This window comes from Micromonospora sp. NPDC049049 (assembly GCF_040649115.1).
In the GTDB taxonomy this organism is placed as follows: Bacteria; Actinomycetota; Actinomycetes; order Mycobacteriales; family Micromonosporaceae; genus Micromonospora.
The window spans coordinates 46,780-59,946 of the sequence record NZ_JBEZEX010000018.1 but is presented as its reverse complement, the minus strand read 5'-3'; the positions used below and the strand labels follow the sequence as shown (position 1 = coordinate 59,946).

10 protein-coding genes are annotated in these 13,167 nt (G+C 72.3%); 8 read left to right on the top strand and 2 right to left on the bottom strand.

Annotated features, from left to right (window positions below; translation table 11 throughout):
- Positions 1–13: 13 nt before the first annotated feature.
- Positions 14–523 carry a GNAT family N-acetyltransferase gene (locus AB0B68_RS19520; protein WP_355007096.1) on the top strand — a complete coding sequence of 170 codons (510 nt, stop codon included), beginning with the start codon at positions 14–16 and terminating at the stop codon, positions 521–523.
- Positions 524–624: 101 nt separating this feature from the next.
- Here the strand turns inward: AB0B68_RS19520 and AB0B68_RS19515 are convergent, their stop codons facing one another.
- Positions 625–2,361: a hypothetical protein gene (locus AB0B68_RS19515; RefSeq protein ID WP_357261526.1), complete on the bottom strand. Its 1,737-nt coding sequence runs from the start codon at positions 2,359–2,361 to the stop codon at positions 625–627.
- A 365-nt stretch (positions 2,362–2,726) separates the two neighbouring features.
- Between AB0B68_RS19515 and pseB the strand changes: the two genes are divergently transcribed.
- From pseB to AB0B68_RS19480, 7 genes are read left to right on the top strand one after another with little or no spacing between them, the layout of a single operon-like run.
- Positions 2,727–3,710 carry a UDP-N-acetylglucosamine 4,6-dehydratase (inverting) gene (gene pseB / locus AB0B68_RS19510; protein WP_357200104.1) on the top strand — a complete coding sequence of 328 codons (984 nt, stop codon included), beginning with the start codon at positions 2,727–2,729 and terminating at the stop codon, positions 3,708–3,710.
- Positions 3,707–4,864 carry an aminotransferase class I/II-fold pyridoxal phosphate-dependent enzyme gene (locus AB0B68_RS19505; RefSeq protein ID WP_357261523.1) on the top strand — a complete coding sequence of 386 codons (1,158 nt, stop codon included), beginning with the start codon at positions 3,707–3,709 and terminating at the stop codon, positions 4,862–4,864. Before pseB ends, AB0B68_RS19505 begins: the two co-directional genes overlap by 4 nt.
- A 10-nt stretch (positions 4,865–4,874) precedes the next feature.
- Positions 4,875–5,723, top strand: coding sequence for a hypothetical protein (locus AB0B68_RS19500; protein ID WP_357261518.1), 849 nt, complete (start codon positions 4,875–4,877; stop codon positions 5,721–5,723).
- A complete protein-coding gene (locus tag AB0B68_RS19495) occupies positions 5,713–7,539 on the top strand; it encodes a class I SAM-dependent methyltransferase (protein ID WP_357261516.1) in 1,827 nt (608 codons plus the stop codon). The genes AB0B68_RS19500 and AB0B68_RS19495 overlap by 11 nt, the downstream gene beginning before the upstream one ends.
- 41 nt (positions 7,540–7,580) lie before the next feature.
- On the top strand, positions 7,581–8,309 hold the full coding sequence (locus AB0B68_RS19490; RefSeq protein ID WP_357261643.1) for a glycosyltransferase family protein: 729 nt from the start codon (positions 7,581–7,583) through the stop codon (positions 8,307–8,309).
- Entirely contained in the window at positions 8,306–9,439 is a 1,134-nt protein-coding gene (locus AB0B68_RS19485) for a spore coat protein (protein WP_357261640.1), read from the top strand. The genes AB0B68_RS19490 and AB0B68_RS19485 overlap by 4 nt, the downstream gene beginning before the upstream one ends.
- A gap of 34 nt (positions 9,440–9,473) precedes the next feature.
- Positions 9,474–10,109 (top strand): alpha-ketoglutarate-dependent dioxygenase AlkB, encoded by a 636-nt coding sequence (locus tag AB0B68_RS19480; RefSeq protein ID WP_357261513.1) that lies wholly within the window; start codon positions 9,474–9,476, stop codon positions 10,107–10,109.
- A gap of 12 nt (positions 10,110–10,121) precedes the next feature.
- Here AB0B68_RS19480 and AB0B68_RS19475 read toward each other — a convergent pair whose 3' ends face one another.
- Entirely contained in the window at positions 10,122–12,935 is a 2,814-nt protein-coding gene (locus tag AB0B68_RS19475) for a BTAD domain-containing putative transcriptional regulator (protein ID WP_357200119.1), read from the bottom strand.
- Positions 12,936–13,167: the final 232 nt, after the last annotated feature.

Below are 13,167 nucleotides of genomic sequence, written 5' to 3'. Positions count from 1 at the left end.
AAGCGAGACGCACGTGCTGCGCGAAGCGACGGCGGACGACGTTCATCTGATGTTGTCCTGGCGTAATCAGGAAACCAATCGACAGGTCAGCAAGACCAGCCACGAGATCACCGCCGCAGAGCACGCCCGCTGGTGGTCGGCGGTCCGCGACGACCCGTCCCGGCGGGTGCTGGTGTACGTCCGCGACGACCGGCCCTGCGGTGTGGTCACCTTCTTCGACCTGCGGTTGGACGGCCCTCGGACCGGCGCGTGGGGCTTCTATCTCGACGCCGACGGCCTGGACGCCAGGGGCGAGACGCTGCCGGCCTGGCTGGGGGTCATGCGGGAGGCCGTCGAGTACGCCTTCGACGGGCTGCACCTGGATCGACTCGACGGCGAGGTCCTCGGCCACAATACCGTCGTACGACAGATGAACCGGCGTTTCCGATTCGTCGAGGGCACGCCGCGACAGGAACTGTCCGACGGCCGGGAAATCACCGTCGTCCCGATTTCCCTCGCTCGGGCTGACCGCCGCCAGCGCTGATTGGCGGACCATTTTCCGAAATGGACGGGAACCATTAACCGGCAGTGTTCCCGGTGGACATCCGCCGTTCACGAATAGCGGTGTCCACCGGGCGCGGTGGGTCAGACGCGCCGCCAGGCGGCCCAGTGCTGCGCCGGGTTACCGCCGAGTCGAACGAAGCCGTAGGCCGCCCCGTCCCAGTCGTCGGCCTGTCCGGGTGCCCAGCGGGCGAACACGACCTGGGCCGCCGCCGGCGGCTGCCCGACACCGAACCACCGGACGTCGGTCCAGGTCACCTGGTGGCTGAGGTTGAACCGCAGGACGTAGTGCACGCCGGTCGAGGCCCACACCCGCTCGCCGGGGCGTACGCCGACGTCGGCCACCCGGGGCGTCGGGGCGGTGCTCTCGGCGACCGGTCGGACGATCCGTTGGTCGATCACCTGCATCGTGACGAGGTTGACCACCACGAGGGCGCCGAGGATCGGCAGCCGCAGGCGGGGCACCCGGGCTGCGGCGACGAGCAGCACACAGCCGGCGATGCCGACCAGCGACCCGACCACCGGTCGCAACTCCCGCCAGCCAGCGGTCAACGCCACCAGGTCCGGCGCGCTGAAACCGCCGTAGCGCAGCCGGTGGCCCTGGCTGGCCACGTACGCGAGTCGGGCCGCGATCAGCGCGCCGCCACCAACCAGCAACGCCACCGCGACCGCCACCCGGCGCAGCACCACCCGCCAGCCGGCGGTGAACAGCACCCCCACGCCGACCAGCAGCCAGAACGGCGCGAGCATCTGCACGTACCGGCCGTAGATCGCGTCCAGTGGCTTGCCGGTGATGCCGGACAGGATCACCGACGCGCCGCCGGCCACCCCGACGGTCACCACCAGTGCCACGCCCATCGTCCAGCGGGCCGCGTCGCCGTGCCGGGGACGCCACAGCTCTCGGACCGCCCCGGCCCAGGCCACCCCGGCCAGTCCGAACGTGATCACCACGAGGTACCAGAGCTGGGTGGTGACCGCTGCGCTCACCCGGACCACGCCCTGGGCGGAGGCGATCGCGTCGAGCGTGCTGCCGCCGGGAGTGCTGCCGAGCAGGTAGACCTTGCCGCCGAGGTAGCGGATGGCGGCCTCGTTGACGAGCGCCATGGCGAGCACCGGCAGCAGCGCCGCGAGCACGACGGGCGGGCTGATCCGGCGGCGGACGAACAGCAGCAGGACCAGCCCGGCGTGCACGGCCACGATCACCAGGCCGCGGGAGTGCAGCAGGTGGAACCCGCCGACGAGCAGGCCCACTGCGGCGGCTGCGAGGGGGCCGGGCCGGGTGATCCAGCGGTGCACGGCGAGCAGCCAGGCGACCACGAGCGGCGCCATCACCGCGTCGATCATGGCGACGCCCGCGTAGAAGGCGGTGGCCGGCAGGGTCGCCGCCGCGACCGCGCCGAGCAGCGCGTACGAGCGGCGCAGCTGAAACAGACGACGACCGAAGAGGTACGCCAGCGGCAGCAGCGTCGAGTTCACCATCGCATTGATCAGCTGGACGATCCGGTAGCTGTCGGTGAAGTCCCGGTCCCCGAGGAACGCCGGCGAGATAAGCATCGGGTAGCCGACCCGGCGCAGCAGGTCGTTCTCGCTGCTGAAGCCCCCCGGGCCGCCGGCCAACGCGCGGGCGGTGTTCAGGTAGCTGTCCTCGTCGGTGTGCGCGATGGGCAGCACTGTGTGCCGGGACCACCACATGCGCCAGGCCACGCTGAGCACCCAACCGACGACCAGCAGCAGCGGCACCAGCCACCGTCGGGCGGGCGGGCCGCTCGGCGTCCCGGCCGCCACCACCGGCCGCTCGATCACGTCACTACCGGGTGCCATGAACGCCTCCAGAATTGCCGGCCGTACCGGCCCCGCGCGGATTCGACGGGCCCGCCGCCCGGCGTCGGAGACGCTCGGGGTGGCCCGCTCGCACCGAGCCGGTGTGGATGTCGGGTGAACGCCGGACCCGGCTGCGCGCCGGGCTGCCGGGTCGTTCGCGCGGTCACTGTAACGGCCCGGTCGGGCCAGGTCAGCCCGCATTCCGGGCGGTCGGAAGTGTTCGCCTGCGCGGTGTTCGGCATTCACGGGAGCAGAGGTTGCGGTTCATCCGCGAGCGCCGGGGAGTTAACCCGCCATGGCTAGCGTGTCACCCCGGTCGGCCGGCCCACTGCCGCTCGTTCATCCACGAACACGGGAGCACCACATTGAGTGAGTTGAATGGATCGTCCATTCTGATCACCGGGGGAACTGGTTCCTTCGGCAGGACGTTCCTCCGGCACATCCTCAACGAGGCCGACCCCGCCCGCGTGGTGGTGTTCTCCCGCGACGAGCTCAAGCAGTACGAGCTGCGCCAGCAGCTCGGTGACGACCCGCGGCTGCGCTGGTTCATCGGCGACATCCGGGACCGGCACCGCCTCACCCGGGCCATGCACGGCGTCGACCACGTGGTGCACGCCGCCGCCCTGAAGCAGGTCGACACCGCGGAGTACAACCCGTCGGAGTACATCGCCACCAACATCACCGGCTCGCAGCACGTCGTCGACGCGGCGATCGAGGCCGGCGTCAAGAAGGTCATCGCGCTCTCCACCGACAAGGCGTCCAGCCCGATCAACCTGTACGGCGCGACGAAGCTGGTCGGCGACAAGCTGTTCGTCTCGGCCAACCACTACGCCGCCCAGCACCCCACCCGGTTCTCGGTGGTGCGCTACGGCAACGTGGTGGGCAGCCGCGGCTCGGTGGTCCCGCTGTTCCGTCGGCTGGCCGCCGAGGGCAAGAGCCTGCCGATCACCGACAAGCGGATGACCCGCTTCTGGATCACCCTGGACCAGGCCGTGCAGTTCGTCATGGACTCGTTCGACCAGATGCAGGGCGGCGAGCTGTTCGTACCGCGCATCCCGAGCATGCGCATCCTCGACCTGGTCGAGGCCGTGGCCCCGGACGCCACCACCCACGAGATCGGGATCCGGCCGGGCGAGAAGCTGCACGAGGAGATGATCGCGCCCGACGACAGCCGGCGGACGCTGCGCGCCGACGGCCGGTTCATCGTCCAACCGACCATCGCCACGTGGGGCTACCAGGCGCCGATCGACTGCGACCCGGTGCCGGACGGCTTCGCCTACCAGTCGGACACCAACGACGAGTGGCTCAGCGTCGAGCAGTTGCGCGACATGCTCGGCATCAACGGATGACGGGGATGCTCCCGTACGGCCGACAGTCGATCAGCGAGGACGACGTCGCAGCCGTCGCCGACGTGCTGCGCGGCGACTGGCTCACCACCGGTCCGCAGGTCGACGCCTTCGAGGCCGACCTCGCCCGGTGGACCGGCGGAGTCGGCGTCGCCGCCGTCTCCAACGGCACCGCGGCGCTGCACGTGGCGTACGCGGCGGCCGGGGTGGGGCCGGGCGACGAGGTGGTCGTCCCGCCGATGACGTTCGTGGCGACCGCCAGCAGCGCGGTCGCCCTCGGCGCGAAGATCGTGTTCGCGGACGTCGACGATGAGACGTTCTGCCTCGACCCGGCGGCGGCCGCCGCCGCGGTAACCTCGCACACGAAGGTCGTCGCCGCCGTCGACTACGCCGGACACCCCGCCGACTACGACGCGCTGCGCACGTCGATCGGGGGCGGCGACGCGCTGCTGCTCGCCGACGCGGCGCACTCCATCGGCGGGACGTACCACGGTCGGCCGGTCGGTTCGCTCGCCGACCTCACCACGTTCTCGTTCTTTCCCACGAAGAACCTGACCACCGCCGAGGGTGGCGCCGTCGCGGCGCTGGACCCGGAGATCCTGAAGCGGGCCCGGCGGTTCCGTGGTGTCGGCGTGGTCCGCGACCGCGACGACCTGCGGTTCCCGGACGAGGGCGGCTGGCACCAGGAGGTGCACGAGTTCGGGCTGAACTACCGGCTGCCGGACGTGCTCTGCGCCCTGGGCCGCAGCCAACTACGTCGGCTCGGCGAGTTCACGGCCCGCCGCAGCGCCCTGGTCGCCCGCTACGACGAGGCGCTGGCCGACCTGGACGGCGTGCTGCCGCCAAGCCGCAGGTCGTGGGCCGACCCGGCCTGGCACCTCTACCCGATCCGGGTGCTCGACGGACGTCGCCGCGAGGTGTACGACCGGATGCGCGCCGCCGGCATCGGCGTCCAGGTCAACTACATCCCGGTGCACTGGCACCCGGCCTTCGCCGACCTGGGTTACCGGCGCGGATCCTGCCCGGTGGCCGAGTCGTTCTACTCCCAGCAGCTGTCGCTGCCGCTGTACCCGGGGCTCAGCGACGCCGACCAGGACCGCGTCATCGACGCGCTGACCGCAGCGGTGCGCGGCGGCCCGGTGCGTCTCGCCGTCTGATGGGAACCTGATGCACCACGCCAACCACTTCTACGGCCACGCGCACGTGCTGGCCCGCTACGCCGGTCTCGGCGACCGGCACCCACCCCGGATCAACGGGTACGTGCAGCACGGCTGGAACATCGGTGACGGCCTGGCCCCCGGCCACCCGTACGCCGAACGCACCCCCAGCCTGCTCTGGTCGGAGCAGACCCGCCGCCGGGCCTGGTCGGTGGGGCGACGCAACGTGGTGGTCATCGGCGCGCCGTTCAGCTACCTGTTGGCCATGCGACCCGAGGACCCACCGGCCGAGGAGCGGGAGGGCACGATCTGGTACCCGTTCCACGGCTGGGAGGGTCAACACGTCAAGGGCGACCACCGCAAACTGATCGCCCTCATCCAGGACACCGAGCCCGGCCCGGTCACGGTCTGCCTGTACTGGCACGAGTACCGGATGCGCAACGTACGCCGGCTCTACGAGCGCGCCGGGTTCCGGGTGATCTGCCACGGCTACCGGGGACACTGGTGGAAGGACACCGATCCGGAGTTCCTCGACCGACAGCTCACTGAACTGCGCCGCCACCGCCGGGTAGCATCCAACCGGCTGACCAGCGCGATCTTCTACGGCATCGCGGCCGGATGCGAGCCGGCGGTCTACGGCGACCCGATGATCCTGTCCAACGAGGACCCCACCTTCGGCGGCACCGCTCGAATCCGACGGCAGTGGCCGCAGCTGCACGGCACCACTGTCGACCTGCCCACCGCCGTCGAGACCGCCCGCGCCGAGCTGGGCACCGACCACCGATGCACGCCCGCCGAGCTTCGCGAGCTGCTCGGTTGGGCGAACCTCCAGGAGGAAGAGGAAGACAGTGACGACTGAAGCGGCACCCGCCGACCGGATCACCCTGCCGGGCGGCGAGATGCTGGCCTGGTCGGATCTGCCGCAGGAACGGTTGGCCAACGGCGGGCCGCTCGCCGCGCTGGCCGCACTGCTGGTGCCGCCCGGCGCCCGGGTCCTGGTGGCCGGTCCACACGACCCGGCACTGCTCGACCAGCTCACCCACGCCGAGGTCACCTGCCTGCTGCGCAGCCACCCGGACGCGGTGGCGCTGGCGGACCGGGCCGCCCGGGTGGTGGTGGGTGGCCCGGCCGGGCTACCCGACGACGAGACGTACGACGTGGTGATCGCGGCTGCCGGGCTGGACCCGGTGGAGTCGGTGGAGGGCACCCGCCTCGGCTGGGACGCCGTGCTGGCACGACTCGTCGCCGCGGTCCGGCCGGGCGGCGCGTTGCTGCTGCGCCTGGACAACCCGCTGGGCCTGCATCGGCTCGTCGACACCAGCCCCTGGTACGCCCGCCGCGACGACTCCGCCTGGACCATCGGTGGCGTGCTGGACCGCGCCCACCCGGCCAACCGGGACCAACTGCGCGAGCGGCTCGGCGCGGCGGGGCTGCGGCCGGTCGCGTGCTGGGCCGCGTACCCCGATGTCAGCACCCCGACGGCGCTGCTGGACGCCGACCACCTCGACCGGGACGCGGGCTCCGGCCTGTTCGACGCGGTGCTGCACGGCGCCTGCGCCGGGGGTTTCACCAGCGCCACAGTGCTTCAGGACCCGGCCCGGCTGGCGGTGGACGCCCTGCACGCCGGGCGTGCCGCCGACCTCGCACCGAGCTGGCTGACCCTCGCCCACCGGCCCGCCGAACCCACGGACCCGGCCACCCCGGTCGTCGAGGCGGACCTGCCGGTGGCTCTCGTGCAGACCGGTAGCCCCGGCATCGGCGTGCTGGAGGTGCTGCACGGCCCGTCCGGTTGGCGCTGGGGCCTCATCCCGGCCACCGACGCGACGACGCCGGCCGCCGCGCCGTTCGCCAGCCGCGAGGCCGCCTACCGCGACGCCGACGCGTTGTCCGGACCGGTGCCGTCCGGCCGGCTGCTGCGTACCCTGCTGCTCGACGCCTCGCTGCGCCGCGACCTGGCCACCCTGCGCACGCTGCTGCACGGGTACGCGAGCTGGCTCGCCGGCCAGGCCGATGCCGACGGCCGGATCGCCGGAGCGGCGGCGCTGGCCGGCACCGACAACGTGGTGGTCGACGGCGAGCGGTACGCGGTGCTCGACCCCAGCTGGCGGGCCACCGCCGCGTTGCCCGCCGACGTGGTGCTCGCCCGCGGGCTGTGGCGCTTCGCCGCGGGCCTACTGACCGGCGGGTACGCCCACCCATGGTCGTCCACTCTCGACGTCGCGGGCCTGACCGTGGTGCTCGGCGGTCTCGCCGGCCACGACCTCGACCGCGCGACAGTCAGCGAGGCGATCGAGGCCGAGGCGGCCATCGCCGCCGCGCTGCACGGGCTGGACGCCGACGGCACCGTCGGCCTCGCCACCGAACTGCACGCCGTCACGCCGACCGACCCGCCGGTCGGCGGGCACAGCTACCAGCAGCTACGCGAGGCGTGGCTGCGCCAGCGCGAGGAACTCACCCGGTTGGCGGCGCTGACCGCGTGGACCGAGGAGTTGCTCACCTCGCGGGAACGGGCGCTGCGCCGGGCCGAGACGACGATCAGCCTGCTCAGCGGGTCGCTCAGCTACCGGGTGGGCCGGCTCGCCATCACCCCGGCCCGGCTGGCCAAACGGGGTGCCCGCGCCGCCAAACGCCGGGCCACCGCGGTGCTCGCCCCCAAGCAGGAGGAGCAGCAGTGACCGGCCTACCGGTGCCCGAGGCCTCCACGGGCGACGCGGGGCTGCGGATCGTCGGCATCGTGCAGGCTCGGATGGGTTCGTCCCGGCTGCCCGGCAAGGTGCTCCGCCCGCTCGCCGGACGCTCGGTGCTGGGCCGGGTCGTACGCGCCGCCCGGGACAGCGGCGTCCTGGCCGACCTGGTCGTTGCCACCAGCACCGACGCGGTCGACGACGCGGTGGCCGCCGAGTGCGCGCGGCTCGACGTGCCGTGCCACCGCGGGCCGGTCGACGACGTGCTCGACCGGTTCGTGGGCGCCCTCGCGGCGCACCCGGGAGACGCCGTCATGCGGTTCACCGCCGACTGCCCCCTGCTCGACCCGGAGATCATCACAGTGGTCGCATCGGTGTACCGGGCGGTCCCCGGGCTGGACTACGCCAGCACGTCCATCGCCCGGACCCTGCCCCGAGGGCTCGACGTCGAGATCATCCGAGCGGAGACGCTGCGCACCCTGGGCCGGCTCGCCACCGACCACCACCGGGTGCACGTCACCTCGTACGCGTACACCCATCCGGAGCTGTTCCGGGTGCTCGGGGTGACGCTCACCCCGGACCGCGCCGCGCTGCGGCTCACCCTCGACACCGAGCAGGACTGGACGCTGGTCAGCGCGATCATCGACCACTTCGGTGACGTCAGCGTGCCGCTGGCCAAGCTCGCCGACTGGCTCGACGGCCAGCCCCGGCTGCGCGCGCTCAACGCCGACGTACGACAGAAGCACCTGGAGGAATCCTGAGCACCCTGAGGGTCGGGTTGCGCTGTGACGCCGGGCCGCGGCGCGGCGTCGGCCACCTCGTCCGCTGCCTGGCGCTCGCCGAGGAGTTCCTCGCCCGGGGCGCCGACGTCACAGTGTTCGGCACCGTCGAACGGCTCGACTGGGCAACCGCGGAGCTGGCCGCGCGGGGCATCCCGCTACTCCCCGGCCCGGAGTCGGCGGCCGACCTGGTCGAGGCGGCCCGCCGACACCACCTGGACGTGCTGGTCCTCGACTCGTACGAACTGGACCCGGCCGGAGCCGGCGCGGTGCGCGCCGCCGGCGTCCACACCCTCGCCATCATCGACGGCGACAGCCGGGGCCAGGTCGCGGACCTCTACCTCGACCAGAACTTCGGAGCGGAGCTGCCCAGCTTGAGTTCCGGGGCGGAACTGCCCGTGCCGGGGGCCACCGGGGCGGACCTGCCCGAGCTGGGGTCCGCCGCGGCGCTGCCCGGCCGGCTGCTCGCCGGGAGCGGGTACGCCCTGCTGCGGGACACCGTGATCAGCGCCCGGCCGCCGGTCGCCCCGTCCGCCAGAGCGGTCAGCCGCCCCCGGGTGCTGGCCTTCTTCGGCGGCACCGACGCGGTCGGCGCAGCCCCGGTCCTGACCCGGGTGCTGGCGGCCACCGGTCACCCGATGGACCTCACGGTCATCGTCGGCCGACCCGAGATCGAGGCGGAGGTCGACGATGTCGCCCCCGGCCGGAGGCAGACCATCCGAGCGGTCCCGCCCACCACCTCGCTGCCGGCGCTGATCACCGAATCCGACCTGGTGGTGAGCGCCGCCGGCACGTCCACCTGGGAACTCTGCTGCCTCGGCGCACCCAGCGCACTGGTCTGCGTGGTCGACAACCAACGTGAGTCGTACACCCGGGTGGTTCGTCACGGCCTGGCCGCCGGCCTCGGCGAGCTGCCGGAACTGACCGCGAGCGGCGTCGCCGGACGAGCCGCCCGCGCGACGGCGGCGCGGACCCTGCACGGGCTGCTCAGCTCGCCGCAGCGGCGCGCGACGCTCGCCGCGCGCGCCTGGTCCACCGTTGACGGCCAAGGCCGGGCGCGGGTGGTGGACGCGGTGTTCGACGCCGTACGCGTCGACGCCAGACGCTACTAGCACGGGTGTACGAAAGTGCTGCTAGGGTGGCTGTATGACGCAGGCCGCCTACCAGCCGTCGATGCTCGACCTGGCCGACGCCGGGCCGACCCTGGGGCCACTGCCCGGCCAGATCCGCCGGCACCAGCTCAGCCGGGGTGCCTGGGTCGACCACCTCCCCGGTTGGGTGCGCGGCTCCGACACCGTCCTCGACACCCTGCTCACTGAGGTGCCCTGGCGTGCCGAACGGCGCACCATGTATGACGCCGAGGTCGACGTGCCCCGCCTGCTCAGCTGGTACGACGGGGCGAGGCAGCTCCCCCACCGCGTCCTCACCTCCGCACGGGCGGCACTCACCGAGCACTACGCGCCCGAGCTGGGCGAGCCCTTCGTCACCGCCGGCCTGTGCCTCTACCGGTCCGGGCGCGACAGCGTGGCCTGGCACGGCGACACCATCGGTCGCTCGGCGCACACCGACACCATCGTCGCGATCGTCTCCTTCGGGTCACCCCGACCGCTGCTCCTACGCCCACGCGGCGGCGGGGAGAGCCTGCGCTTCCCGGTGGGCCACGGCGACCTGATCGTCATGGGTGGCTCCTGCCAACGCACCTGGGAACACGCCATCCCCAAGACCACCCGCCCGGTGGGCCCCCGGGTGAGCGTCCAGTTCCGCCCCCACAACGTCGCCTGACCCCGCGGTGCACTAGGACGGCACCAGACGTTCAAGGCGGCTGCGGATTTCCTCGGCTGCGGGGTCGCCCACGTCCTCGTAGATCCGCGCGGCCAGCCGCCAAGCGGCAGAGGCCGCGTCGCGGTCGCCCATCCCTTCCCGGGTGTCCCCGAGCCGGATGAGGGTCTCCGCCTCGTGATACCGGTCCGCGGAGTCGCGAAAGAGTTCGATCGCCTGCTCGTAGCAGTTGGCCGCGCGGTCGCGTTCACCCAGGCGGTCGTAAGCGAAGCCGAGGCTGTCAAGCGTCGCAGCCTGACCATTGCGGTCGTCGGTCCGTCGTTGCTGGTCGAGGGCCTCGGTGCAGCTGGCGATGGCCTGGACGTAATCGCCTGTGCTGGCGAGCAGCCAACCGATCGCGTTGAGCGTCCGGGCTTCGCCCGCGTGATTGCCGACCAGCCGGTAGAGCCGCAGCGCCTCGCGACCGTGTGCGAGCGCCTCGTCGAGCCGGCCGTCCAGATAGCAGAGTTCGCAGTAGTTGTGCAGCGTCTGGGCCTGGCCGATCGGATCGCCGAGACGTTCGTGCAGCTCGAGCGCACGCTTGAGCCGGGACTCGGCCGTGGTGCGGTCGCCCAGTCGGGTCAGCGCGCGGGAGACCAGCCGGTTGGCGACGGCCTGACCGCTGAGGTCGTCGATCTTTTCCGCGGCACCCAACGCGACCTCTTGGATGGCGAGCTGGTCCTGCCAGAGACCGCGCGGCGCCACGAAGGTGGTAAGCGCCCAGGCGATCTGCCAGGCGTACGTCTCGAAGCCGTTCTCGGCGGCCTGTCGGACCACCCGGACCAGCACCCGATGCTCCGCCGTGAACCAGGCGAGCGCGCCGTCGTGATCGGTCACCGGCGACCTGGCGGGTACGGACAGTGGCGGCACCGGCTCGATCGGGGGCCACTGCGGCTGGAGCAGCCGGGCGGCCGGATAGGCGGCATGCAGGTAGTGGTCGTACAGGCGCCGTCGGGCCGCGACGTGTTCGTGGCCGCGCTCCGACGACTGTGCAAGCTCGGCCGCATAGGCGCGCAGAAGATCATGGAAGGCGAACCGGCCGGGCACGTGCTCAGCCAGCAGATGGAGCCGAGTCAGTTCCCGCAGGATCGGCGTGACCGCAGCAGCCGACACACCGGCGAGCGCCGCGGCCGCGGCGGTGGTCAGGTCCGGGCCCGGATGCAGCCCCAGCAGGGTGAACAGCCGGGCCGCGTCCGCCCCCAGGGCCAGGAACGACCACGAGAAGACGCGCCGGACGTCACCGTCGGCCAACGCGTCAAGCCTCGCCTCGGCCGAGTGCAGTTCGGCGGCGATCGCACCGAGCGGGAACGTGGGATGGGTCGCGACACGCGCCGCCACTATCGACAGTGCCAGCGGAAGCCGGCCTGCGGCCTCGATGATGTCGGCCACGGCCACCGACTCGGAGGCGAGCCGGCTGACCCCGAGACGTCTGGCGAGCAGGCTCCTCGACTCCTCCGCCGTGAGCACGTCCAGTGTCAGCGGAGTGGCACACTCGGCGGCGATCAGGCCGCCGAGACGATCACGGCTGGTGACCACAACCATGCAGCTGCCCGCACCGGGCAGCAGGGCGTGCACCTGGGCCGAGTCGCGAGCGTTGTCCAGCACCAGGAGCATCCGACGCGAAGCCAAAAGGCTGCGGTAGAGACCAGTCCGAGCCTCCGTGTCGGAGGGTATCCGGGCGTGCGGCACGCCGAGCGCTTCGAGGAAGCCGGACAGGGCGTCGGACGGGGACACCACGCCGGCTTCGTCGTAGCCGCGAAGGTTCACATAGAGCTGACCGTCCGGAAAGCGGTCGGCAACCCGGTGCGCCCAGTGCAACGCCAGGGCCGTCTTGCCGACTCCGGCCATGCCGGACACCACGGAGATGGCCACGCTCGTCGGCCCGTCAGCCCTGCCGTGCAGAAGCCCGTCGAGGCCTGCCAACTCGACGCTGCGTCCGACGAACTCCGGCACCGCACGCGGCAGTTGCTCGGGGCGCTGAATGAGCGGGCCCTCTGTCGTCTCCGGCGCCGGCCGGTCCGGCCCCGTTGACGGTTGCGCCAACAGGCTCGGGCGGTGATGCAGGATGTCGTCGTACAGCGTGACGAGCTCGGGCGCGGGATCGAGGCCGGTCTCCTCCGCGAGCCTCTGTCGGGCCTGCCGGAAAGCATCAAGTGCGCCGGCTACGTCTCCGATGCGGTACAGGCCCACCATCAGCTGGCCCCACGCCCGCTGCCGCAACGGATGCCGGTCGAGCAGGCCGCGCAACCGGTGCACGACGTCGGCCGACGCGCCGCGGGCCAGCATCGCCTCGGCGTAGTCCTCCTCGACGAGCAGCCGACGCTCCTCCAACTGCGCCACCCGCCGAGCCAGCGCCGAGCGCAGCGGCAGGTCAGACAGCGGAACACCACGCCACAGGCGCATTGCGGCGGAGAGTTCGCCCTCAGCCCGGTCCAGATCGGATGCGGCGAGCGCCTCGCGGCCCCGCGCCGCCGCGGCGTCGAACAGGTCCAGGTCCCGTTCGCCTGGGCCCACCCGCAGCAGGTAGCCGCCTGCCGCAGCGGTTATCCCATCCCAGGTCGCTCCACCACCCAGCGACCGCCGCAACCCGCGCACATAGGTGCGCAGATTCGCGGCCGCCGACGCCGGCTCGTCGTCGCCCCACAGCATCGCGGCCAACTCGTTGGCGCCGACGACCTCATTCGGGCGCAGCAGCAGGGTCGCCAGCAGGAGACGCTGCTTCACCGAGCCCAGTGGAACCGACCGGTCGTCGCGGTACACCCGGAACGGGCCAAGGAGTTCGAAACGCAACCAGGCACCTCACATGTGGGCACAGCCATGTACCGCAATGCGCACAACACCCGGACAACGCGGGCGAGTAATGATCTATGCGTTAGTTGTGCGGCGGGTGTACCGGCCCCACCGTACCTTCTCCACGGGGGGCCCCGGAGCGGTGAGGACGGTTCTACCGTCCTCACCGCCCCATCCATCCACGCCTGGCGCGAGGCGCCTCGCCTCGTCGCGCCAGGCGTGACACCGCCGG